At 71.8% G+C, this 23,552-nt stretch carries 20 protein-coding genes and 3 pseudogenes; 8 read left to right on the top strand and 15 right to left on the bottom strand.

Going from position 1 to position 23,552, the window contains the following annotated elements:
* The first annotated feature begins 88 nt into the window (after positions 1–88).
* Positions 89–1,477, top strand: coding sequence for an MFS transporter (locus ACQP1N_RS02620; protein WP_067793408.1), 1,389 nt, complete (start codon positions 89–91; stop codon positions 1,475–1,477).
* A 10-nt stretch (positions 1,478–1,487) separates the two neighbouring features.
* On the opposite strand, the gene ACQP1N_RS02615 is transcribed toward ACQP1N_RS02620, so the two are convergent.
* The 4 genes from ACQP1N_RS02615 to ACQP1N_RS02600 all read right to left on the bottom strand — a co-directional run bounded on the left by ACQP1N_RS02615 (position 1,488) and on the right by ACQP1N_RS02600 (position 6,005).
* Positions 1,488–1,892 (bottom strand): RNA-binding S4 domain-containing protein, encoded by a 405-nt coding sequence (locus ACQP1N_RS02615; RefSeq protein WP_433228876.1) that lies wholly within the window; start codon positions 1,890–1,892, stop codon positions 1,488–1,490.
* A 207-nt stretch (positions 1,893–2,099) separates the two neighbouring features.
* A complete protein-coding gene (locus tag ACQP1N_RS02610; RefSeq protein ID WP_433228875.1) occupies positions 2,100–3,086 on the bottom strand; it encodes a PRC and DUF2382 domain-containing protein in 987 nt (328 codons plus the stop codon).
* 409 nt (positions 3,087–3,495) lie between these two features.
* Positions 3,496–4,746 carry an NAD(P)-binding domain-containing protein gene (locus ACQP1N_RS02605; protein ID WP_067793412.1) on the bottom strand — a complete coding sequence of 417 codons (1,251 nt, stop codon included), beginning with the start codon at positions 4,744–4,746 and terminating at the stop codon, positions 3,496–3,498.
* A gap of 29 nt (positions 4,747–4,775) precedes the next feature.
* Positions 4,776–6,005: an ATP-grasp domain-containing protein gene (locus tag ACQP1N_RS02600; RefSeq protein WP_433228873.1), complete on the bottom strand. Its 1,230-nt coding sequence runs from the start codon at positions 6,003–6,005 to the stop codon at positions 4,776–4,778.
* A gap of 116 nt (positions 6,006–6,121) precedes the next feature.
* Here ACQP1N_RS02600 and ACQP1N_RS02595 point away from each other — a divergent pair.
* Positions 6,122–6,841 (top strand): annotated as a pseudogene (locus tag ACQP1N_RS02595) (hypothetical protein); the annotation flags it as partial.
* A gap of 287 nt (positions 6,842–7,128) precedes the next feature.
* Here ACQP1N_RS02595 and ACQP1N_RS02590 read toward each other — a convergent pair.
* Genes ACQP1N_RS02590 through ACQP1N_RS02555 form a run of 8 tightly spaced genes read right to left on the bottom strand, consistent with a single transcriptional unit; the run spans position 7,129 to position 16,295 of the window.
* Complete coding sequence (locus tag ACQP1N_RS02590; protein ID WP_067793413.1) at positions 7,129–8,385, bottom strand: glycosyltransferase; 1,257 nt, start codon at positions 8,383–8,385, stop codon at positions 7,129–7,131.
* The gene (locus ACQP1N_RS02585) at positions 8,378–9,496 is read right to left on the bottom strand and encodes a GNAT family N-acetyltransferase (RefSeq protein ID WP_067793414.1); all 1,119 of its coding nucleotides are present in this window, start codon (positions 9,494–9,496) and stop codon (positions 8,378–8,380) included. Before ACQP1N_RS02585 ends, ACQP1N_RS02590 begins: the two co-directional genes overlap by 8 nt.
* Positions 9,493–10,194, bottom strand: coding sequence for a hypothetical protein (locus ACQP1N_RS02580; protein WP_067793415.1), 702 nt, complete (start codon positions 10,192–10,194; stop codon positions 9,493–9,495). The genes ACQP1N_RS02585 and ACQP1N_RS02580 overlap by 4 nt, the downstream gene beginning before the upstream one ends.
* A gap of 10 nt (positions 10,195–10,204) precedes the next feature.
* Positions 10,205–11,305, bottom strand: coding sequence for a glycosyltransferase (locus ACQP1N_RS02575; RefSeq protein WP_433228871.1), 1,101 nt, complete (start codon positions 11,303–11,305; stop codon positions 10,205–10,207).
* Positions 11,302–11,994: a polysaccharide deacetylase family protein gene (locus ACQP1N_RS02570; RefSeq protein ID WP_433228870.1), complete on the bottom strand. Its 693-nt coding sequence runs from the start codon at positions 11,992–11,994 to the stop codon at positions 11,302–11,304. The genes ACQP1N_RS02575 and ACQP1N_RS02570 overlap by 4 nt, the downstream gene beginning before the upstream one ends.
* The gene (murJ, locus tag ACQP1N_RS02565) at positions 11,954–13,603 is read right to left on the bottom strand and encodes a murein biosynthesis integral membrane protein MurJ (RefSeq protein WP_433228869.1); all 1,650 of its coding nucleotides are present in this window, start codon (positions 13,601–13,603) and stop codon (positions 11,954–11,956) included. The genes ACQP1N_RS02570 and murJ overlap by 41 nt, the downstream gene beginning before the upstream one ends.
* Positions 13,600–14,886: an O-antigen ligase family protein gene (locus ACQP1N_RS02560; RefSeq protein WP_433228868.1), complete on the bottom strand. Its 1,287-nt coding sequence runs from the start codon at positions 14,884–14,886 to the stop codon at positions 13,600–13,602. Before ACQP1N_RS02560 ends, murJ begins: the two co-directional genes overlap by 4 nt.
* Positions 14,883–16,295 carry a sugar transferase gene (locus ACQP1N_RS02555; protein WP_131732438.1) on the bottom strand — a complete coding sequence of 471 codons (1,413 nt, stop codon included), beginning with the start codon at positions 16,293–16,295 and terminating at the stop codon, positions 14,883–14,885. The genes ACQP1N_RS02560 and ACQP1N_RS02555 overlap by 4 nt, the downstream gene beginning before the upstream one ends.
* Positions 16,296–16,643: 348 nt before the next feature.
* Between ACQP1N_RS02555 and ACQP1N_RS02550 the strand changes: the two genes are divergently transcribed.
* The gene (locus tag ACQP1N_RS02550; protein ID WP_433228866.1) at positions 16,644–17,870 is read left to right on the top strand and encodes an Ig-like domain-containing protein; all 1,227 of its coding nucleotides are present in this window, start codon (positions 16,644–16,646) and stop codon (positions 17,868–17,870) included.
* A gap of 7 nt (positions 17,871–17,877) precedes the next feature.
* Here the strand turns inward: ACQP1N_RS02550 and ACQP1N_RS02545 are convergent, their stop codons facing one another.
* Together ACQP1N_RS02545 and ACQP1N_RS02540 are read right to left on the bottom strand one after the other, a co-directional pair.
* The gene (locus ACQP1N_RS02545; protein WP_433228864.1) at positions 17,878–18,219 is read right to left on the bottom strand and encodes a hypothetical protein; all 342 of its coding nucleotides are present in this window, start codon (positions 18,217–18,219) and stop codon (positions 17,878–17,880) included.
* Positions 18,213–18,653: an ATP-binding protein gene (locus ACQP1N_RS02540; protein WP_433228862.1), complete on the bottom strand. Its 441-nt coding sequence runs from the start codon at positions 18,651–18,653 to the stop codon at positions 18,213–18,215. Before ACQP1N_RS02540 ends, ACQP1N_RS02545 begins: the two co-directional genes overlap by 7 nt.
* 105 nt (positions 18,654–18,758) lie before the next feature.
* Between ACQP1N_RS02540 and ACQP1N_RS02535 the strand changes: the two genes are divergently transcribed.
* The 4 genes and pseudogenes from ACQP1N_RS02535 to ACQP1N_RS02520 form a co-directional block, all read left to right on the top strand.
* Positions 18,759–19,568, top strand: coding sequence for a helix-turn-helix domain-containing protein (locus ACQP1N_RS02535; protein WP_433228861.1), 810 nt, complete (start codon positions 18,759–18,761; stop codon positions 19,566–19,568).
* On the top strand, positions 19,565–19,750 hold the full coding sequence (locus tag ACQP1N_RS02530) for a DUF397 domain-containing protein (RefSeq protein ID WP_433228859.1): 186 nt from the start codon (positions 19,565–19,567) through the stop codon (positions 19,748–19,750). The genes ACQP1N_RS02535 and ACQP1N_RS02530 overlap by 4 nt, the downstream gene beginning before the upstream one ends.
* 10 nt (positions 19,751–19,760) lie before the next feature.
* Positions 19,761–19,862: a DUF397 domain-containing protein gene (locus tag ACQP1N_RS02525; RefSeq protein WP_433228857.1), complete on the top strand. Its 102-nt coding sequence runs from the start codon at positions 19,761–19,763 to the stop codon at positions 19,860–19,862.
* Between the two features lie 60 nt (positions 19,863–19,922).
* Positions 19,923–20,841, top strand: a pseudogene (locus ACQP1N_RS02520) (IS256 family transposase); the annotation flags it as partial.
* Positions 20,842–20,856: 15 nt separating this feature from the next.
* On the opposite strand, the gene ACQP1N_RS02515 reads toward ACQP1N_RS02520, so the two are convergent.
* Positions 20,857–22,962 (bottom strand): ISAzo13 family transposase, encoded by a 2,106-nt coding sequence (locus tag ACQP1N_RS02515; RefSeq protein ID WP_433228856.1) that lies wholly within the window; start codon positions 22,960–22,962, stop codon positions 20,857–20,859.
* Positions 22,963–23,012: 50 nt separating this feature from the next.
* Here ACQP1N_RS02515 and ACQP1N_RS02510 point away from each other — a divergent pair.
* Positions 23,013–23,522: pseudogene (locus ACQP1N_RS02510) on the top strand (transposase); the annotation flags it as partial.
* Positions 23,523–23,552 lie beyond the last annotated feature (30 nt).

The following is a 23,552-nucleotide window of genomic DNA, read 5'->3' as shown; positions in this document are numbered from 1 at the left end:
CACCACGTGCAAGGCCCGACATAGCCGGGCGATGTACGGGCAGTAGTGGTTGGTGGTAGCGGCGCGGACCCGCCGGTCATGGGGGCGGGTGACCACCGTCCTGACGAGCCGGCTCGGCGGGAGGCGGCTCGGCGGGGCGCGGCAGACTCGCGTGGTGGTGCTGCTGGCGTGCGTGCTCGCGCTGAACACGGCCGACACCGGGGTGGTCGGGGCGATCGTCCAGGAGCTGCGGCATTCGCTGCACATCGACAACACGCAGGTCGGGATACTCACGGCGGCACCGGCGGCGGTCGGGGCGGTCGCGACGGTTCCGGTGGGGCAGCTGACGGACCGGATGCCGCGGGTTCCGCTGCTGGCGGGCAGCATCATGCTGTGGAGCCTCGCCATGATCGTCGGCGGGCTGGCGCAGTCGTATGTGTGGCTGCTGTCGTCCAGGGTGGCGCTGGGGGCGGTGACGGCGACGGCGGGGCCCACGGTCGCGTCGCTGATCGGTGACCTGTTCCCGCCCGAGGAGCGGGCCGGGACGTGGGGGCGGATCCTGGCCGGTGAGCTGGCCGGGCTGGGGTTCGGGCTGCTCGCGGGCGGGAACATCGCGGCGTTCCTGAACTGGCGGGTCGCGTTCTGGTTCGTCGCGGTGCTGGGGTTCGCGCTGGCCGCGTTGCTGTGGAAGATGCTGCCGGAGCCGGAGCGGGGCGCGCAGAGAGCGGAGGCGGGACGGGGCGGGAAGGAACCGGCACAGCGGCAGGTGGAGAAGTCGCATGTGACGCCCGCTCCGAGGAGCGTCCTGGACGCCGATCCCGAGACCATGACGCTGCGGCAGGCCGCCCGGTACGTCCTGCGGATCCGCACCAACGTGGTCATCATCGCGGCGTCGGCGATCGGCTACTTCTTCTTCGCGGGGCTGCGCACGTTCGCACTGGTCTTCGTCCAGGAACGGTACTCGGCCGGCCAGGGCGAACTGTCGGCGTTCATCCCGGTCGTCGGGCTGGCCGCGCTCACCGGGGTGCTCCTCGGCGGACGGCTGGCCGACGGGCTCGTCCGCAAGGGCGTGCTCACCGCGCGGGTCACGGTGCCGGGGGCGGCGTTCGCCGCGTCGGCGCTGCTCTTCCTGCCCGGCCTGCTGACCGGTCGGGCACTGATCGCGCTGCCGCTGTTCACGCTGGCGTCGGCGCTGCTCGCCGCCGCGAACCCGCCGCTGGACGCGGTGCGGCTGGACATCGTCCACTTCCGGCTGTGGGGCCGCGCCGAGGCGATCCGGACGATCGTGCGCATGCTCGGAGAGGCGGCGGCGCCCGTGCTGTTCGGCTGGCTGTCCACGCTGCTGGCGTCCGGCAGCCGGACCGGGACCGGCCTGGACCGGGCGTTCCTGCTGGCGCTGATCCCCCTGCTGGTCAACGGGGTGCTGCTGACCAGGACCCGGCACGCCTACCCGAGGGACGTGGCGGCCGCCCTGGAGTCCGAGCGCCGCTACCCCTGACGGCCGGGGGTCAGTCCTGCTCGGACGGGTTGTTCAGGACGCGGTAGCGGTCGAGGACGCGTTCCAGTTCGCGCCGTTCGCGCTTGGTCGGCCGGCCCGCGCCGCGGTCGCGCCGGCCGACCGGGACGAGCGCCTCGCGCGGCGGCGGGGGCGGGCTCTTGTCGATCAGGCATTCCTGCGCGGCGGGCGCGCCGACCCGCTTGCGGACGATCTTCTGCACGACGACGATCCGTTCCCGTCCGTCATGGCGGAGCCGCACCGTGTCGCCCGGCTTCACCGCGGTGGACGGCTTGGCACGCTCGTCGTTCACGCGGACATGGCCCGCCCGGCACGCCGTCGTCGCCATCGAACGGGTCTTCAGCAGCCGCACGGACCAGATCCACAGATCGACCCGCACGGACCCCTCGTCGCCCATGCGTCCATGATGTCACCTGAACGCCGGTGCCCGGTGAGAGCTGACCCAGACGCCGGCGCGTTCCCGCTGCTCGTAGAGCCAGCCGGCGCGGGCGTCGCGGTCGCCCGCACGTCCTCGGCCGAGACAGGGCCGGGGCATGCGGACGCCCGGGGCGGCCGGCGGGTGAGGCAACCGCCCCGGGTGTCCGCTCTCCGGTGTGGCGTGTGGTCAGGCGCGCTCCGTGCGTCCGGTCTCCGGCTCGGCTCCGGTCCGCGGCTCGGCCTTCGCGCCCTCCTCGCGGGTGACCTCGATGCGCTCCCTGCGGAGTTCACCGCGCACCGTCTGCTGGTCCTGCACCTGCTCGGTGCGGACGTGGACGCGCTCGACGGGGACGGTCTCCTTGATGACGACCGGACGCTCCTCGTAGAGGATGATCTCGTGGACGTCCTCGGAGATGGTGATCTTCGGGTCCGGCCGGCCGCCCTCGATGGGCTCGCGGTCGACCTTGATCTCCTCGTGCGAGACCGGGATCGTCTGCTCGACCATCTCGGTCTCCACGTACTTGCGCACCCGGACGCGGCCGGACTCGTGCCGCTCGGTGTCGATGCGCATCCGCTCCTCCGAGCGGGTGATCTCGGTCATCGGGGCCTCGGCGTCCTCGCGCGCCGGCTGCGGCGGCGTGGTCTGCCCGCGCCCCCTCTTGCCGGGACGGACGGCCATCCCGGCGGGACCCGCCGCCCCGGCCGCGGCGGCGGGGCCCGCCGTTCCGGTGGTGCCGGCGGCGCTCTCGGTGCTCGTGGCGTCCGCGGTGCCGGTCCCGCCCGCCGAGGTCTCACCCTCCCCGGCCGGCCCGCGTTCGCCGGCCGTCTCGGACCGGCTTTTCTCCTGGCGGCGCCCGCCCGGGGGACGCACGCCGTAGTGGCGGTAGAGGTCCACGATCTGTGCGTGTGACAGGTGCTCGTCCGCGTTGACGTTCGGAGCGCCCTTGATGGTCTCCTTGTCGTAGGGGACCTGGAGCGTGTCCTGGCTCTTGTGCGCCCCGGCCAGCGGGACGAAGCTCTCCCGCACTCCGAACCATCCGGTGTGCACGGTCACCCACTCCGGGGCGCCGGAGTCGTCGTTGAGGTAGACCTGCTTGATCGTGCCGACCTTGGCCCCGCGGGTGTCGGTCACGCTCATGCCCATGAGTTCCCGCACCTCTGTCTGCGCCTGCACGTTGAGCACCTCTGCTTCCGTGAACGCTGCCGGATGGCGAGGAGGTGGGTTGGGAGGAGGGTTCGCCGCACCCACCACTCGGCAACGGTGTTCAATTTGATCCCGAGTTGCCGGATTACCTCCTGCTTTTCCGTACAAGGATTCAATAAACGCGTTTACGCGATTATTGGAAACGATTTACCCGCCCCTTGCATCACTCTCCGGGGCGCTCGTCCCCATTTTCTTCACAAATGCCGGCCGGGGCGTTCATCAACGAATGACGCATCCGCTCGCCAGGTGATCGTCTCAGCGGCACCCTTGAGGGCGGGACCGTGAGGCCCCGTCCTCAAGGAGTTCACCGGCCGGACGTTCATCCGGATGACGGGCCGTGCCCCGTCGACGGCCGTCGGCACAATTGGCCGCCATCGCGTCAGGAATGGGTTCTGTCCGGTTCCATGGCTTCGTTCAGGCGGCCGGTGGGTGTGCGCATGGGCCGGGTCCGGCGGATTATGTGGTGGGCGATGCGGCGGGCGGCGAAGTCGGCGCCGTGGACGAAGCGCATCACCGGCCCGAAGGTGTGGGCGGCGGCCAGGCCGGCGAAGTAGAGGCCGGACGAGGAGGACTCGAAGTCGCGGGTGAGGACCGGCGCGCCCACGCGGGTGCTCACGCGGGCGCGCAGGTCCGCCGCGAGCAGGTCGAGACGGGCCACGTCCGGGACGTAGCCGGTGGCGGCGATGACGTGTTCGGCCTCGGTGACCACGCGGCGGCCGGTGCGGTCGACCGTGGTGAGGGCTATGGCGTCGCCATCTTCGATGGCCTTCACCAGGTGGTGCCCCGTGGAGACGCGGACGCGGTCGTCCAGGCGGCTGCGGAGCCACCAGGCGCCGGCGGGCGGAAGGGTCTCGCGGACGATCCGGCGGCGGGTCTCCTCCGGCAGGTGGCGGACGATGCCGGGACGCTCCGCCCACAGCCACGTCCGGTAGCCGGTGCCCAGGCCGGAGCGCGGGCCGCCGAGGAGCCGTTTACGCAGGGGACGCCGCTCTTTGGGGACGACGTTCCAGTCGATTTCGGCCCTGCGGGCGATGAGGTGCGGGTGCGCGCCCGCGTCGGCGAGGAGCACGGCCGTTTCGAGGGCGGACTGGCCCGCGCCGAGCACGGCGACCTCCTTGCCCGCGAAGACGGTGAGGTCCCGGTGGGCGCTGCTGTGCGAGACGAGCGAGGACGGCATGCCCGCCAGCTCGCCCGGGACGTGGGCGAACGGCCCGACGCCGACGGCGACGACGACGGTCCGGGTCGCGATGGTCTCCCCGGTGGAGAGGGTGACCACGTAGCCGCTCGGGCGGGCCCGCTCGACGGTCACGACCTGCGCGTCATCGGTCGCCGGGACGGTCTCGGCGGCGAACCAGCGGCCGTACTCGACGAAGGTGTCCAGCGGGATCGGCTGCCCGAGGCGCCAGCCGGGATGGCGGTCGGTGAACCGCATCCCCGGCTGCGGCGATCCCAGGCTGGACGCGAACGGCTCGGACTTCAGGAACATGCCCACGGGCATGTTGGCATCCCAGAACCGCATCGGCTCGCCGATGATCCGGACGTCGATTCCGAAGGTGTTCAGGTAGGCGGCGGTGGACAGGCCGTAGGGCCCGGCACCGGCGATCACGACATCGCTGGCCGAGTCGCTCATGTCTCATTCCCCCGTGGTGAGTGTGGTTGTCATCTGGTGCGGAGTCGCTCGACCGCGCGGAGCACGCTCCGCCGCCCCATCGCGAGGAAGGGCGGCAGGTCGTCCCCGGCGTACCAAGCGAATTCGTCGGCCTCGCGCAGCGGGCGGAGCGTTCCCGCGCGCAGCGGCCGTCTGGCCGACTGCTGGAGGTAGTGGTTCTCCACCAGCAGGGTCCGGCCGAACGCCGGGCGCGCGTCCGGCACGCGGCGGCCGGACTGGTCGAGGTGCAGGACGCGCGCCAGGTCGAGCCCGTCGCGGTCGGTGAACAGCCGGAACTGCGCGCCGAGCCGCGGGTTGAAGTCGAGCAGGTGGTAGGCGCCGTCCGCGTCGAGCCGGAAGTCGAGGTCGAGGACGCCGCGGTAGCCGAGCAGCCGGACGATCCGGACCGCGAGCCGTTCCAGTTCGGGGTTCGCGACCCACTTCCCGATGACCGTGTGCCCGGCCTGCGGCGGGTGCGCGAGGTGCTTGCGGCCGGTCCCGCCGAACAGGTAGCCGAGGTCGGCGTCGAAGTAGCCGTGGAAGAACCAGTCGCCGCCGCCCGGCGGGATGCGGCGCTGCAGCAGCAGCGGGCCGGCGTCGCCGTCCGGGACGCCGTCCGGGTCGCGGGTGGCGGCGAACAGCCGGTGCAGCTCGTCGGGCGTCCGGACGAACGTGGTGCTGCGCATCCCGCGGCGGAGCCGCCAGGGCCGCGCCCACTTGGCGATCAGCGGCAGGCCGAGTTCCTCGGCGGCCTTGTCGACCTCGGCGGCGGACGTCGGCGTCCGGCTCGGCGGGCACACGATGCCGTGCTCCTCGCACGCGTCCCGCAGCAGGGACTTGTCGGCCACCCGGCGCGGGACGTCCGGGTCCTGCCGGGGGAAGACGAAGTGGGGCCGCAGCGCGCCGGCGTGCTCGGCGATGAAGATCGCCCCGGCGTCGTCCATCGGGACGAGCAGGGCGGGGCGGCCGATGCGCTCGCCGATCGCCCGCAGCCGGCCCGCCAGTTCGGCCGGTTGCCCGGCGGGCGGCGTCCACGGGTGCCCGCGGTACAGGTAGCGGGAGCGGGACGCGGGGTTGGCGCGCCCCTCCATGATCGCGTGGACGGGTACTCCGGCGCGGCCGAGGCTCCTGATCGCCGCGAGCGTCCCGTGGTGAAAGAGGTTGCGATCGGTGCGCAGCAGCAGGGCGGGCAGGCCGGGATCGAGGCGCGTCCCGGCCGGAGTCAGGGTAGTGGAGACCACGGGTTCACCCGCATTCCCAAGGATTGTGGCGCACGAAAACCTTCCTAACGTAAATTCTGTACTCGCTTCGTCCATACGGCTTTTTCGCAACGGACGTCCCAGGGCATACAATACGCATGCGAGGTGCGGAGATCCATTCCATTGGACGGTCATTCGAAACCCGAAAGAAAAAGCTGTTTCGATTCCGTCCGATATCCCCTGTTCCGGCCGCATTCACCGTGCTGGTCCTGCTGGTGGCGTTCACGGCGGCCATCTGGACGCGCTCCCCATCGGTCCAACGAGCTTCGACATATGTGCCGTTGGGGGCGTTTCTGGGGTCGGGAGAGGAGGGGGTGGCCCGGATCGGCGCGTTCCAGCGCTGGCTCGGCTCCACGGTGACGGTCGGCCACACCTACCTGCCCGGCGACGACTGGAGCGGGATCCGGGGACCGCGGGACATGCTCGTGCCGTGGGCGCGCTGGAAGGCGGCCGACCCGCGAAGACTGCTGGTCGTCAACGTCCCGATGATGGCGCCGAACGAGACGCCGATCCCGGTGCCGGCGCTGTCCTCGCTGCTGCGCGGCGGCGCGGCGGGCGCGTTCGACGGCGACTACCGCACGCTGTCGCGGCGCCTGGTGTCCCTCGGCGCGGGTGACACGATCATCGTCCTCGGCTGGGAGATGAACGGGGACGTCTACGGCGGCCGGTGCGCGCCGAATCCCGGCGCGTGGAAGGCGTACTGGCGGCGGATCGTCACCGTCATGCGCTCGGTGCCGGGCGCGCGTTACCGTTTCGATTTCGCGCCGAGCCGGGGGCTGGACGTGATCCCGTGGACGGAGTGCTATCCGGGTGACGACGTCGTCGACATCATCGGGACCGACAGCTACGACCAGCCCGAGGGCAAGTCGTTCGCGGATTTCGTGGACGAGCCGTACGGGCTGCGCGCGCAGGCCGATTTCGCCGCCGCGCACGGCAAGCCGATCTCGTTTCCGGAATGGGGTCTGTTCCGCAATTCCGACAACCCCGATTTTGTGCGGGGAATGCACGACTGGATGATGTCGCACCATGTCGTGTACCAGACGGTCACCGACTACTGCCCGCACGGCGTCTGGTCGTGCGGCGCGAACCCGCGGTCGTCCGCCGCCTACCAGGAGCTGTTCGGCGGGGTGACGGCGCCGCGGCCGATGAGCGGGCCGTACCCGCCGGGGCCGTCCCCGGCGGGTACGAGAGCGGCGTGGGCGAGCCCGCCGGCCACCGTCCGCGAGCCGGCCGGGACCTCCTCGGCCGCGCGTCCGGCCACCTCGCGGGTGACGGCCGCGAGCAGCGCCACCGTCCCGGACACGTCGTAGTCGGCCGCCGCCGCGGCGGCCGCGCGTCCCTCCCGCTCGGCGATGCCGGGGCAGCGGAGCCGCGTGGCGATCTCCTCGGCGAGCGCGGCGGGATCCTCGACCGGCACCAGCGCCCCGAGCCCCGGCCGGACGATCTCCGAGATGCCGGGAACGTCCGTCCCGACGATGGGGCGCCCCATCGCGAGCGCCTCCAGCGCGGTCAGCGGCAGCCCCTCCCACCGGGACGGCAGGACGAGGAGGTTGGACGCCGCGAGCCAGTCGCGCGGGTCCGCCACCGCCGGGACGAACCGGACACCGGGCACCCGTTCGCGCCGCAGCCGCTCCAGGTCCTCGCCGTCCCCGACGATCGCGAGCAGCGCCGAAGGGCACCGCGCGGTGACGGCCGGCCACGCCGCGAGCAGCACGTCCTGCGCCTTCTGCCGGGTCAGCCGCCCGATGCAGACGGCGAGCGGAACGTCGGCGGCCAGTTCGAGCCGGGCGCGCGCGGCGAGCCGGGCGGTGCCGTCGGCGGGCGTGAACCTGCGGCGGTCCACGCCGTTGCGGACGAGCCGGTAGGCGCCCTGCACGTCCGCCGCCATGCCCTCGCTCAACTCGCCCGCGCCGACGCAGATCAGCGCGTCGCTCCAGCGCGCGGCGAGCCGTTCCCAGCGGCGGCTGAGGGCCTCCTGCCGTCCGGTGGCGGCGAGCCAGGACCAGCCGTGCGGCTGGAACAGCGTGGGCGTGCCGCGCGGGCGGCGCAGCAGCCGCCCGGCCAGGCCCGCCTTCGCCGAGTGCAGGTGCACGACGTCGGGGGCGAACGTGCGGACCAGGCGGCGGAGGCTGAGCGACTCCGGCAGGGTCGCGAGGCCGGGGGCGCGGCCGGCGGCCCAGCTCAGCCAGGGCACGCCCGCGGCCATGCACCGCTCGGGCAGATCGCCGCCCGGCGGGCAGGCCACCGCCACGTCCCAGCCGCGCCGGCGCTGGTCACCGGCCGCCTGCCCGACGTAGACGGCGACGCCGCCGCCGTTCGGCTGGCTGACGTGCAGGACGCGCAGCGCCCCCGGCTCAGCCATGCTCCACCTCCCCGGGGTGCCGCCGGACCGCCAGATACCCCCGGGTGCGGGCGAGGCCGGCGAACGCCGCCGCCGACGCGGACCGACCGAGGATGAGCCGCTGGTTCCGCACGACGTCGGGCCGCCACTTGTACTTGTACGGCTCGTCGCCGCGCAGCAGGCTGACACCCAGGCGGTAGTAGTCCCGCGCGAGCGCGAGGTCCTCGCGCAGCATCATGAGCGAGACGTCCACGCAGGCGCGCAGTTCCGGGACCGCCCCGTACAGGTAGGCGCCGACGTGGCGGTGGCCGATGAGCACGAGGTCGGCGGCGACGAGCCGGCCGTCCCACCGGTACTGCAGGACGGCGGCGCGCCCGTCGCGGACCATCCCGCTCACCGCCTCGGCCAGGTGCCGGCGGAACCGCTCGCGCCTGTGCTCGGGGTTGATCGGGCGGCCCTGCCACTGGAGCGTGTGCAGGTCGAGCAGCTTGTGGACGGCCTCCGCCGCGCCCTCCGCCGGGGCACGTTCCACGGTGATGCCGCGAACGTCGATCTTGCGGAGTTTCGCGCGCGTCTTCCCGGCGGTGCGGCGCGGCAGCCGGCCGAGGACGTCGTCGATCCCGGTGGCGGTCAGTTCGAGGCACACCGACGACGGCGTCTGCCATGTCCGGCGCGGCCACTGCGCGGCGACCAGGTGCGCCACCGACCCGGGCCGGACCTCGCGCAGGTCGATCGCGCATCCTCCGCACTCCTCCAGCAGGGCCCGGGTGAGGTGCCGGACGGCCCCGTCCGCGTATGCGGGGTCGAGGAGGAAGTCGGTGAAGTCGCTCTGCTCCCCGCCCAGCGGAACCAGCACCGGGAACCCGTAGCAGGTGCCCGCCATCAGCGGCGCCGCCGCGACGAGCCGCCCCCGGTACCGGACGAGGACGAGCCGGAGCCGCCCGCGCCCGCCGTAGCAGCCCCACCAGGAGCTCAGCCACTCGTGCGTCTGGAACGGCGTCGCGGCCGGGCTGCGGTCGTACAGGTCGCGCAGTTCGCCGGCGACCCCGGCGAGCGCCTGCTCTTCCCGGTGAACCTCGGCCGACCATTCGGCGGCCGGGGCGGCGAGCCGGACGGACGTGAGCGCGGTCATGGCCTCACCTCCACCCGATCGACGCGCTCCAGCGCGGGTTGCGGCTCCGGCGCGGGTTCCGGTACGGGCGCGTGGCCGGCGGCGTCGCGGCCGGGCGTGCCGCCGCGGCCCCGGCGGCCGCTCACGAGGGCGGCGCCGAGCCCGGCGAGCAGGATCCCGGACGCGGTCCCGACGGCGACGTCCAGCACCAGGTTCGGCGACGACGGCGTGGCGGGCGGCTCGGCGAGGTTCATCAGCGCGACGCGGACGCCGGTGTCGGGGCGGCGCGCCGTCCCGTACTGGACGAGCGCGTCGGCGGCGGCGTTGGCGTACGCGGCGGCGTCGGCGGGCGTCCGGGCGCTGCCGGTGATCCGGATCAGCGGCGTGTCCGGCGAGGTGGACGCCTGGACGTGCTTGCGGATGGCGCCGGCCGGGGTCCTCGGCAGCGGGAGCGAGGAGTATTCGAGGGTCTCCGGCAGCGGAGCGAGTCGCCCGAACACCTGCGCGAAGCTGACCGCCGCCGGGCCCGACTGGTCGCTGCCGCCGTTCACGACGAGGACGTACGCGGTCGCGGTGTAGGTGGCGGGCGCGAGCAGGGTGTATCCGAGCCCGCCGAGGGACCCGGTGAGGACCAGCACGACGACCAGGCCGAACCGCCACAGGAACGTGATCAGCGACCTGCGCGGGCGCCGGACGTTGGCATCACCTTGCGGCATCATGAGCCCTTTCTCATATCGGGACGACCTCGCGGACGGACGGTTCGGGCAGGTAGAGGCGGGCGAGTTCGGCGGCCTGCGCGGCGATGGCGTAGCGGGCGACGGCGGGCGGCACCCGCGTCCTGTCCCGCTCCTCGCGCAGGGCGCGGTCGAGTTCCGCGCTCCAGCTCCGGACGTCGCCCGGCAGCCGGTGCGCGTCCGGGGCCGCGCCGGGCGGGAGGTCGTCGAGGGCGGGGCAGGTCGTGTAGCGGACGGGCAGCCCGGCGGCGAGCGCCTCCAGCACGCCGAGCCCGAACGTCTCCTGCACCGACGGCGCGGCGAGCACGTCCATCGCGGCGAGCACGCCCGGCACGTCCGACGTCCCCCCGGTGAAGATCGCCGAGACGCCGAGGCGGTGCGCCAGCCGTTCGAGCGCGTCCCGCATCGGCCCGTCCCCCGCCAGCAGCAGCCGGACGCCGTCCAGCCGCGCGACCGCCTCGATCAGCAGGTCGAACCGCTTGGTCGGGACGAGCCGCCCGACGGCCCCGACGACGCGTTCGGCGGGTTCGATGCCGAGCCGCCGCCGGGTCTTCGCCCGCCGCCCGGCGTCGAACGCGAACGCGGCGGCGTCGATGCCGTTCGGGATCACCACGATCCGGCCGGGTTTCACGCCCCAGTCGCACAGCCGGCCGGCGACGGTCGGTGACACCGCGACGGTCGTGGACCCGAGCCGCTCCGTCGCCCGGTAGAGCGCCCGGACACCGCGCGTCGTGGGCCGTCCCTCGATGTGCCCGTCGCCGAGCGAGTGCTCGGTGGCGATGACGCGGGCCGTCCCCGCCAGGCGGGCGGCGATCCGGCCGTACACGCACGCCCGGTACAGGTGGGTGTGGACGACGTCGAACCGTCCGCGCCGGATCAGCCGGACGAGCCGGGGCAGCGCCGCGAGGTCCCGGTTTCCGCGCATCCCGATCTCGTGGACGGGGACGCCCGCCAGGCGGATCTCGGCGCCCAGCACGCCGGTCCGGGTGAGCGTCGCGACCTCGCACGCCACCGGCAGATGGCGGAGCAGCAGCGCGAGCTGCCGTTCGGCGCCGCCGTGCTCCAGCCCGGTGATGACGTGCAGGACCCGGGTCACACCCGGCTCCGGTGGCGCAGCACGTGCCGCAGGAGCTTGGCGTGCAGCCGCGGGGAGCCGTCCCGGTCGCCGACGTACGTCCGGGGCAGCGCGTGCCGCGACGGCTCCGCGGGACGGATGTCGCACGCGTGCTCGTATCCGGCGGCGCGCACCGCCTCGATCTCGCGGGCGGTGGCATGGCCGTAGGGGTAGGCGAAGCCGGTGACCGGCGCGTCGACGATGCTCTCCAGGACGGCGCGGCTCTCCTCCAGTTCCTCACGGAGCTCGGTGGCGTCCGTCTCGGGGAGGGACACGTGGTGGCGGCCGTGCGAGGCGATCTCCATGCCCGCGCCCGCGACGGTCCGGAGCTGGTCGGCCGTCATGAGCGGTTTGCGGGGGCCCTCGTCCCAGGTGTTGTAGGTGCCGATCCGCCCGGACACGACGTACACGGTCGCGCCGAACCCGTACCGCAGCAGCGCGGGGACGGCCCGGGTCGCGAAGTCGGCGTAGCCGTCGTCGAAGGTGAGGCCGACGAGGCCGCGGCCCCGGCCGGCGGCGTGCGCGTCCAGCAGCTCGCCCATGCCGACGCCGCGCAGGCCGTGCGCCCGCAGCCAGCCGAGCTGGCGCTCGAACCGCGCCGGCGACACGGTCACCAGGTGCGGGTCCTCCTCATAGTGGTCGACCGAGTGGTACATCAGCACCAGCGGCACCGGCCGGATCGGCTCCGCGGGCCGGATCGGTTCGGTCAGACGGGTGGGTTCGGTCGGCTGGCTCACTGGTATCCCCCGATTCGGTCCGGTCGCGCACGCTGCGGCGCGGCCGCAAAGCCATCCATGGAGCAATGAGGTCGGGTCCCGCCAGGACGAGCAGGACCACGAACACGGCGGTGGTCACGAGCCCACCCGCCGCGAGGTGGACGATCAGCGGCGTCCCGGCGGCGACGCGCACGACGAGCAGGCCCGCCATGCAGGCCCCGGCCGTGGCGAGCACCAGCCGGGACATGTCGGCGGCGATCCGGCGCAGCGAGATCGGCGCGATCCCGCGCCGCAGCCCGATCAGCATCAGGACGGCGGCGAGCGTGATCCCGGCGGCGTTGGCGGCGGCGAGCGCGAGCGTCCCGGCCACCGCGGCGAACACGCCCCCGACCGCGGCGGTGACGGCGAGGCCCACGCCGATCATCCAGGCGGGACGCCAGGTCGGCCGCCGCTGCGCGAAGAACGCGCGGGTCGCCAGCCCGACCGCGGTCTGCCCCCACAGGCCGAGCGCGTAGACGCGCATGATGGACGCGGTGCTCGCCGTGTCCGCGGACGTGAACTCGCCGTGCTCGAACAGCAGCCTGATCACGGCGGGCGCGAACGCGATGAGGAACGCCGCCGCGACCAGCACTATCGTGCTCGCGGTCACGAGGTCCTCCCGGATGCGGCGGGCGACCTGCCCGGTGTCGCCGTCCGCCGAGGCCCGCGCGAGCCTGGGGAACGTCACGGTCACGATCAGCAGCGACATGATCATCGGGACCTGCGCGACCTTCTGCGCGTAGTTCAGGTGCGAGATCGACCCGGTGGCCAGTTCGGAGCCGATGAACCGCTCGACGAACACCTGCGCCTGCCGCGTGACCGTGTAGACGACGACGGGCGCGACGGCCGCGAGCCCCAGCCGCACGTCGATCGGGCCGGCCGGGGCGGGCGCGGCGCGCAGGCAGCGTCCGAACGCCGGGGCCTGGACGGCGACCATCAGGACGCTGCCGCAGGCGACGCCGACCGCCGCGCTGGTGATGCCGATGGTGCCGGACAGGCCCGCGATCAGCGCGAGGATGCCGACGTTGTAGGCGAGGTAGATGGCCGCGGGCGGGCCGAACCTGTGGTGGGCGCGCAGGGTCGCGCTCATGAACCCGGCGAGGCCGAACGTGACGACGGTGATCGCCGTCAGCCGCACGCACTGGATGGCCGGGCCGTGCCGGGGCAGGCCGGGCGCCAGGACGTCCACCACCACCGGCGCGGCGACCGCGAGCGTGAGCGTGACGGCGGCGAGGCCGAGCACCATGCGCGGCAGCGTCGAGCCGACGAGCGGGCGCAGGCCGTCCCCCCGGGCGAGGAGCCGGGTGATGACGGGGACCATGAGCAGCGCCATCGCGTCCTCGATGAGCAGCGGCGACACGGTCTCGGGGATCGTCCAGGCGACGAGGAACGCGTCGGTGCTGCCGCTCGCGCCGAACTGGTGCGCCATCACGAGGTCGCGCACGAACCCGAGCGCGGTGCCGGCGGTGATGAGCACGCCCGACAGCGCGGCGGCGCGTCCCACCGAGTCCGTCCCGCCGGTCATTCCCGCACCGCCCCGAACGCGCGCGCGCCGATGGCGCCCATGACGATGGCGGTGAGCACGCACGTCGGCCCGCCCATGTCCGCGTACACGAAGTTGACGAGCAGGAACGTCAGGAGCCCGACGCCGGCGAGCCACAGCGGGTCGCGGGGGCGGCGGCGCCTCCACAGCCCGGCGAGCAGCACGCCGAACAGCGCGCCGAACCCGGCGAGGCCCACCACGCCCTGCTCGGACAGGAACAGCAGGTACTCGTTGTGCGGCGACAGCAGCGGCTGCCGCACGTACCCGTTGACGGAGTCGTCGGTCTCGCTGCCGGACGACAGCCCGATCGAGGCGTAGGTGTCGCGGTAGGCCGGGAAGTTCTTCACGCCGACGCCGGTGACGGGGTGGTCCTCCCAGATCCGCAGGGCGGCGGCCCACAGGTTGTACCGGTCGTCCACCGACTGATCGGGCTGGCTGATCGAGGCCACCATCGAACTGGACCGCTCGGCGACCGCCTGCCCGCCGCCACCGACGGTGACCACCACGACCAGCAGCGCGGCGCAGCAGGCCAGCACCTTCACCGCCGTCCACCGGTCGAAGAGCACCATGGTGAGGACGGCGGCGGCGCCGAGCGCGATCCACGTCCCCCGGCTCAGCGCGAGCGCGAGCGCGACGGCCAGCACGACGAGGCCGATCAGCGCGGCCGGGACGGCGGCGGCCCCGCGGCGGGGCGCGGTCAGCGCGAACGCGGTCAGGATGAGGAACGCGAACCCGACCACGATCGACATCGCCATGACGTCGAGGGCGCCGAACGTGCCGACGGCCCTGATGTTCTCCCCGCCTATCGACGCGCCGTTGCCGGTGGCCGACTGCCAGATTCCGTACCCGGCCTCCGCGAGCCCGAGCCCGAGCAGCGACGAGCAGACGATCGTGAGGTCGCGGCGGTCCCGGACGAGCAGGACGACGGCCAGCGGCACCAGCACGAAGATCTGCGTGTTCCGGACGAACCCCGCCAGGCTGGCGGTGATGTCCGCCGAGCACACGGTGCTGACCCCGAGCCCGACCACCAGCGGCCCGAACGCGGGCAGTGCCGCACGCGGCATCTGCACCCGCCCGGTGACCAGCAGGAACGCGGCGACCAGCACGAGCGCGAGGCCCGCGACGTCCCCGGCCGTGATCTGAACGCCGGGCCCGAACGCGTCCGGACCCGGCGGGATCCCGACGGTCGCCACCGTCACCGCGATCAGCCAGCTCGGACGCCGCGGCACCCGCATCGCCGCTAAGGGCGCGGTGTGGGCGGTCATCCGGCGTCCCGGAGGAGCATCGTCCGCGCGGTCAGCAGCAGGATCTTCAGATCGCCGGCGAACGTCCAGTGGTCGATGTAGTGGTTGTCGAGCCGGGCCCGCAGCTCGATCGAGGTGTCGCCGCGGAACCCGTTGATCTGCGCCCAGCCCGTCATCCCGACCGGGGCGCGGTGCCGCAGCATGTAGCCGGGGCACGTGCGGGCGAACTGCTCCACGAAGTGGGGGCGTTCCGGACGCGGGCCGACGAGGCTCATGTCACCGCGGACCACGTTCCACAGTTGCGGAAGCTCGTCCAGCGACGTGTTCCGCAGGAACCGGCCGATCCGGCCCATCCGCTCGTCGTTCTTGACCGTCCAGCGGGTGTCGGCCTCCTGCTCGTCCGCCGGTTTCAGCGTCCGGAACTTCAGCAGCACGAACTCCCTGCCGCCGAGCCCGATCCGGCGCTGCCGGAACAGCACGCCCGGCCCGCCCTCGATCCGCACCGCGAGCGCGCACACGGCCAGCACCGGCGAGGCGAAGATCAGCAGCAGGCACGCCACCACGAAGTCGAGCGTCCGCTTCGCGTGGCGGGCGGCGGGGTCGCGGAGCCGCCAGTCGACCCGCGCGCACGGCAGCCCGGCGAGGTATTCGCGCCGCGCCCGCGCCACCGGCACCACGTCCGACGGCGGCTGGACGAGCAGCGTCTCGCACGGCAGCTCGAACGAAACGCGCAGCACCCCGTCCAGGTGCTCGGGGTGGACGTCCTCGGCGACCACCACCAGCGTGTCGATCCCGTATTTGCGCACCAGCGCGGGCAGGTCGGGCGTCTCGCCGAGGACCGGCGCCGCCGCGGGACGTCCCGCCGCCACCTGCCCGACCACCGACAGCCCGAACTCACCGCGGTCCCGCAGGACGTCGAGCATGTGCGCGGACGTCCCGCCCGTCCCGACGACGAGCGCCCGGCGCGGCCGGGTGCGGCGGCACCGGTACGTCCGGACGGCGGCGTACACGAAGGCGCGGAAGCCGAGCGACATCGACGCGGACACGGCCACCGCCCACAGCAGCGCCGCCACCGGATGCGGCAGCAGCACCGCCGTGACCGCGGCGACGGCGAGCGTCCGGGCGAAGATCGCCGGCACGTCGGTGAGCAGCGACGGGCTGCGGCGCGTCCGGTACAGCCCCCCCGACGCGTTGAGCACGACGACGGCCAAGGCCGCGGCGCCCGGGAGCATGGCGTCTCCCGACATGGAGACGCCGACGGCCATCGCCCAGCCGTCCACCGCAGCGAGGCACACCGCGTACAGGCGGGCCAGCCTCCGCGTGCCCGCCGTGACCCGGCGATGCGAGACGAGAACGGCGGCACCGCCGCCCCCCGGCACGAACTCCGAAGGGCCGGCATCGGCGGAGGGACTCAGCTCCTGGGCTCTCATCGCGCGTCCCTTCACGGACAAGTACTCACCACTGAGGTGACCTGACGTGGGCCGTGTCGGGCGGCCTCGGCCAGCATCGCAACAGGCGGACACCCGAATCGCTGCTTTTAACCGCCCCCACCGCAGTCTTGAAGAGAAGATCAACTAGTGCCCGGACAGCGGCGGACCACGAAAGATGGACCGAATCGGCTCCCCGATGCGAACCTTCGCGGGACCATGGACGTCCTAAACGATCGGACGCCCCCACCGGCCGCCCCTGTCTGCGGGCGTGCCACGAGTAAGGCCGTTCCGTAAGCGATCTTGTTGCCGTCCCGCGGCGCGGGTCCGGCGGGCTGTTGAAGGAGAACGGTGCGAGGTAAGGCCTTGGTGATGGCCCTGGTCCTGGGGCTGGCAACCGCGTGCGGCGGCGGCGAGACCGGCGGAACGACCGCGAAGGGCGGCGAGGACGGCACGCCGCAGGTGACGATCAGCCCGGCGGACGGGAACGGCAAGGCCCGCCCCGACCAGGGCATCACGGTCACCGCCGCGGGCGGCAGGCTCGGCACCGTCTCGGTGAAGCTGAAGGGCGCCGACGTTCCCGGCACGCTGTCCCCCGACAAGACCCGGTGGCGCTCCAAGTGGACGCTACAGCCCGGTGCCGGCTACCAGGTGTCGGCGACGGCGACGTCCGCGAAGGGCAAGTCCACCACCGCGACCAGCGCGTTCCGCGCCAGCCGCGCCACCGCCGCCACCCGCGTCAACAACGTCGTGCCGAGCGAGAACGAGACGGTCGGCACCGGCATGCCGGTCTTCGTCCAGTTCAACAAGGCCGTCCCGGAGAAGGCCAGGCCCGCCATCGAGCGCGCCATCGAGATCTCCTCCACCACCCCGACCGAGGGCGCGTGGCGCTGGCTCAGCGCCGGCGAGTCGTTCAACGGCCTGCCCTCGGTCGTGTTCCGCCCGAAGCAGCCGTGGAAGCCGCGCCAGCGCGTCACGGTCACCGTCCACTACGCGGGCCTGAAGATCGGCGACAACGTCTACGGCGACCGGGACGTCACCCACACCTTCAAGATCGGTGACTCCCACGTCATCAACATCAGCGCGAAGACCCACCGGCTCGTCGTCAAGAAGAACGGCCGCCCCGTCCGCACCTGGGGCGTCAGCCTCGGCAGCGGCGGCGACGTCCAGGGCGACGGCATCGACCACCTGCTCACCACCAGCGGCGTCCACCTGACCATGGACCACAGCCGCCTGGAGCGCATGCGCCCGCCGGGCAAGAAGAAGGGCGACCCCGGCTGGTACGACGAGAAGGTCCCGTGGGCGACCCGCATCTCCAACAGCGGCGAGTACATCCACCAGAACATGGACGACCCGTCCTGCCTCGGCAAGCGCAACTGCAGCCACGGCTGCGTCCGCTCCCCCACCGCCGACGCCCAGTGGTTCTTCCACTGGTCCTACCGCGGCGACATCGTCAGCATCACCGGCACCAAGCGCAGCCTCCAGTGGACGAACGGCTGGGGCTACTGGCAACTGCCCTTCGCCCAATGGGCCAAGGGCAGCGCCCTAGGAACCCCCATCACCACCACCCAAGCCTGACCCGCGGCTACCAGGTGGAGGGGAACATGCGGTGCTTGAGGAGCAGGTCGATCTGCTCCGCAGCCGCCTTGACGTCCCCGCACGAGCGGAGGTAGCCGGCCCGTCCCCGCTCGGTCTCGTAGTAGGCCCACAGCCCGCCGGGGACGGGCCGTACCCTCACGCCGATCCCGACGTCCTCGGTGACCCTGCCCGCGTAGACCCACAGCAGCGGCGTCGGGAACCCGCGCCCGTACAGCTTTATGCACCGCCATCCCCGCGCCCTGACTTCGAGCGACAGCGCCTCCAGATGCCGCACGGCGACCCGGCGGTCCGAGAACGTCCGCCACCGCGGGACATAGCGACTCAGCACGCGACTCTCGCCCACACCCACTTGCCCGGCCAGGTCTCGGTCACGCCGCACTTGGCGGCCAGGGTCTGGACGAGCGGCAGCCCCCACCCGCCCGTCCCGGCGTCGTGCCCGTCGTCCAGCGCCCGCGCGTCCGGCACGATGTCGTCGAGCGCCAGCTCCACGACCGGCCGGACGACCGGCATCGCCGCGGACGAGTCCCACACCGCCAGCAGGACGGTGCCGACCTCCCGCGCGAACCGGACCCGGATCTCCCGATCCGGCGTGGCCCGCACCGCATTGGCAACCAGTTCCCCCGCGATCAGCAGAACATCGCCCGCGACCTTTCCGAGCCCCCATTCCCCGAGCCGGAGTTCCACCAGCGTCCGAACCAACCCCGGCACCGTCCCGCTCGCCAAACAAGAAATGTCCAACTCGCCCGACTCCACGACTTTCACCACCTTTCTCCCGCCCTTCTTTCTTTACGTTCTCCGGACAAGCGTGGCCGCGCCGAGTTAATTTCGGAAGGTTCGTGAAGCAGATGCAACAACGGAGGAATGCGAATGAGCCGCGCGGACGCACTGCGCCCCGACTTCTCCCTCTGGCATCTCATCGCCGTTGAGCTGCGCAGACAGCGTCAGATGCGGCGGATCTCCGGGGCAGCCCTGGCCGTCATACTCAACTGCGATCGCTCGACTGTCGCACGCTATGAATCGGGCGACGTCCAGCTCCCCATAGCGCGCGCTCGGGTCTTGGACCGCGAATGGGACATGCGGGGCCTCTTCGAGAATCTGGTCAAACACGCTAAGAACGCCCGAGACCTCGACTGGTGGGAGACGTTCAAGGAATACGAGCGGCGTTCGACCCTCATCAAGACCTACGAACCCTCACTGATCCCCGGGCTCCTCCAGCGAGAGGACTACGCACACGCCGTCTTCACGGCCAGCCGCAGGATGGACGCAAAGGAGGCAGTGGCGGAGCGTCTGGCCCGTCAGGAGATCCTCACTCACCAAGACCCCTGCAAGCTCATGGCCATCCTGGACACAGCGGCCATCCTGCGCATCTTCGGGGACGTGGACGTGATGCGCGACCAACTCGGCTACCTTCTCGAAGTTTCCGAGCAGCCGAACGTATACCTGCGAGTGACCTCTGACCGCCTCATCGGCTACGGCAGCATCGGAGGCGGGTTCACAGTGCTGCAGACACCCACAGGTGATCTTGGCTTCGCCAACTACGGAACCACGGCTCACATGTCACTCGACCCGGCCGATATCCAGGAACAGGCGTTAAGGTATGACCAGATCGGCATGTCCTCGTTGTCCATCGAGGCATCCCGCACCTTTATCGCCAAGACACTGGACTCGCTCTCATGATCACAGAATGGCGCAAATCCTCGCGATCGGACGACTACGGCAACTGCGTCGAAGTGGCCGCACTCCCCCACGCCATCGCCATCAGAGACAGCAAAGCCCCCGACACCGGCCACCTCACCCTCACACCCCACGCCTTCACCGCACTCATCCACCGCGCCAAACAGGACAAGCTCAACCTCTGAGGGGACGCCAATGACGACATGGCGCAAGTCCAGCCACAGCGACGAGACCGGCGGGCAGTGTGTAGAGCTGGCCGTGCTTCCACGGGGGTATCTCTCCAAGCGTGGAAATTGATCTTGGTGGGTAGATGATCGACAGGAAGATCATCCATCGAATTCGGGGGGATTCGAAGCCATGACCGTGATCGAAGGAAACGGGAGTGTCGCCCAGGCCGGGGCCGGTGCGGCCGGGATGGTGCCGATGCCGGCCGGGGGCCGGGATGTGCCGATCCGGGAGCTGCTGAGCGATGAGGTGCTGGACCTGCTGGCCGAACGCTCCAAGGACGAGGCGGGGCAGTTGCGGCTGACCGGTGAGGGCTCGATGCTCGGGCAGCTGGTCAAGGCCGTGCTGGAGCGGGCCTTGGAGGCCGAGCTGACCGCGCACCTGGGCTATGACAAGCACGACCAGGCCGGGAACAACTCGGGCAACTCCCGCAACGGGCGGGGCAAGGGCAAGACGGTGCAGACCGGGGTCGGCCCCGTCCGGCTGTCGGTGCCCCGCGACCGGGCCGGGACGTTCGAGCCGGTGCTGGTGCCCAAGCGGGCCGGGCGCATCGCCGGCGGCCTCGACGACATGATCATCAGCCTCTACGCGCACGGCATGAGCGTCCGCGACATCCTGCACCACCTCAAGCAGGTGTACGGCACCGAGCTGTCGCACGAGCAGGTCTCCCGCATCACCGACCAGGTGATGGACGAGGTCAAAGCCTGGCAGACCCGCCCGCTCGACCCCGTCTACGCCGTGGTGTTCCTGGATGCGATCGTGGTCAAGGTGCGCGACAACCACGTCGTGCAGAACAAGCCCGCCTACATCGCGGTCGGCATCGACACCGACGGGCACAAGCACGTGCTGGGCATCTGGCTCGCCCGCACCCCCGCCGACACCGCCACCGCCGCCGAGAGCGCCCGGTTCTGGACCTCGGTGACCACCGACCTGCGCAACCGCGGCGTCCGCGACATCCTCATCGCCTGCTGCGACTGTGAGGATCAAGGGGTTCGAGGACGCCGTCAACACCGCGTTCCCCGCCACGGTGGTGCAAACATGCGTCGTCCACTGTGGCCGCCAAGAATCAACATGCTGGTTTTCCGGGGCCGGGATGCTCGGGGGGTGTGTCGGTGGAGGCGAGGAGGTCGGCGGCCGAGGCGTAGCGGTGATCGGCGGGGGTGATGGCGAGGTGGTGGCCGTCGAGGACGGGCAGGACGTCTTTGATCGCGTTCCAGAGGGTGCTGCGGCTGATGTCGAACAGTTCGGCGAGGGTGTCGAGGGTGCAGATTTGGCGTTGGTAGAGGATGGTGGCGAGGATCCGGTCGCCGTCGGTGATCTTCTGACGGAAGACTCCGCCGCGGGTGCCGGGGCGTCGGGTTCCGCCGCGTTGGCGGTGGCGGCGCTGTTCGATCGCGGCGGCGTAGGGCACGATCAGTTTCTCCAGCAGGGTGTCCAACGCGTCGCGGCTCATGCCGGTCAGACGTGGGTCGGTCAAGGCGTGGCGGGTCGGGTGCGCCGGGACGTGCGCGGCAGGGTCGGAGCCGGTCATCCAGGCGCGTAGGTCGTCGGCTCGGGTGAAGTAGCGGACGACGGTCGGGGTGATGTTGATCTTCTCCTCGTCCAGGAGTTGGCGGGTGGCTTTGATCGCCTGGCCGATTGTGACCGGGTTGATGCCGAGCAGGTCGCACAGAACCTTCTGTGGGCAGAGCTGCCGCAGGTAGATGACGGCGATCAGGACCTCGTCGGAGTTTGAGAGCAGGGCTCGGCTGCGGCCGGTGGTGGCGACGCGTCGGCCGCCGCGCAGTACGTAGCGGTGCTGCTCGGCCCGGGCCTGCTGGGCCGGGGCGAGCCGTGAGCGCAGCGCGTCGAGTTCGTCGCTGCTGATGCCGGTCAAGCGGGGGTCGGCGAGCATCGCGAGGGTTTGAGCGCGGGCCGCGGCTCGCTGGTCTGCGCGCGGTGGGGCGACGGCGGCGCCGATCGGGGCGATGCTGTAGTTCCAGGCTCGGTGTTGGGTATGCGCGGTGATCGGCAGGGCTTGGAGCTGATCGCGGCTGACCGCGATCCCGGTCGGGTAGGAGCCCGGGTCCAGGACGGCTTCGACCTTCAGGCCGGTCGAGGTGGTGGTCGCCGCGATCGTGTTCAGGACGACCTGATGGCTGGTCAACGGCCGTCCGCGCCAGTTCATGGTGATGTGGGAGAACAGCCGGTGCTCGATCTTGTTCCATTTCGAGGTGCCCGGCGGGAAATGGCAGACCGTGACCGTCAACCCGGCCTCGGCGGCGAACGCGGCCAGCTCGGCCTTCCAGAGCCGGTAGCGGTAGCTGTTGGACCCGCCTGCGTCCGCGGTGATCAGCAGGCGGGACGCCTGCGGGTAGTCCAAGCGTCCGCGTGCCTGCCACCAGCGGCGGATCGAGGCGACCGCGAACGCCGCGGTGTCGTGGTCGACCCCGACGTTCACCCAGCCGGTGTTGGAGGCCATGTCGTAGATCCCGTAGGGGATCACGGTCTCGACGTTCGGGCCGGCCCAGAAGCTGTGGTCCTCGACCTGCACCAGCCGGCCGCGTGGTTGCCATTCTCGTCCGTTCATGGGCAGCAGCCCGAGCTGCTCCTTCTTCTTGGCGTCCACGCTGACCACCGGCTCGCCCGCCGCCTGATGGTCTTTGACCTGCGCGTTGATATAGCGGAACTGGGCGTCCCTGTCAGGATGCTGATCGCCTTCCAGAACCTTGGCGGTGCCCTGCAGGCTGAACCCGTTCTGCTTCAGCAACCGGCCCACCGTCGGCGCGGCCACCCGATGGCCCTGGCGCGTGAGTTCGGCGGCCAGATGCCGCAGCGACTTCGTCGTCCACCGCAGCGGCGATTCGGGATCTCCGCGCTCGTCCGGCTCGACCAGCGCCATCAGCGCCGGCAGAAGACGCGGATCGACGGCCTCGGCCCGCAACCGGCCCCCGCCCGCCCGCCGCACACGCCCCTCGGGCAGCGGATCAACCCCGGATTCGAGCTCGAACACGCCCTTGCGGACAGTGGTCTCGCTGACCCCGGCCACCCGCGCGACCAGCCGAACACCTCCATGCCCCAGCAGCCGGGCCTCGGTCGCCAACGCCAACCGCCGCTGACGCTCGTTCAAGTGCGGCAGCAACACCGCGAACCGCGCCGCAAGCTGATCGCGAACCTCGCCCGAGATGGCCATACCGACTCATCGAACCGGAAACCGAGAAGCACCGTGTTGTTTCCTTACAAGTCCACTTGATCAGGAACGCGCTGCGGCCGGTCGCCCGCAAGGACGCCGGCGCGGTGGCCAAGGAGCTCAAGAAGGTCTACACCGCCGTGGACGCCGACGCCGCGCTGGACGCCCTGGCCGAGTTCGCCGGCACCGACCTCGGCAAGAAGTATCCCCAGGCGGTGAAGGTCTTCGAGAACGCCTGGGAGCGGTTCACGCCCTTCTTCGCCTTCACCCGCCCGGTCCGCCGGCTGCTTTACACCACCAACGGGATCGAGTCGCTGAACTACCAGCTGCGCAAGGTCACCAAGGCCCGCGGGCACTTCCCCACCGACGACGCCGTGGTCAAGCTACTGTGGCTGGCCATCATCAACATCGAGGACAAACGCGCCCGCGAACGCGCCGCCAAACGCCACAACGGCGACAAGCACGCCTTCTCACCCGCACGCCTCGTCGAAGGACAACGCGCCGCCGGATGGCGCGAAGCACTCAACGAACTCGCCGAGGCCTATCCAGGACGCATCAGGTAAAGCCGACTTCACCATCTACCTGCAAGGCCT

It is taken from the genome of Actinomadura formosensis (genome assembly GCF_050948385.1).
Taxonomy (GTDB): Bacteria; Actinomycetota; Actinomycetes; order Streptosporangiales; family Streptosporangiaceae; genus Spirillospora; species Spirillospora formosensis.
This window is presented reverse-complemented; position numbering and strand designations above follow the sequence as displayed.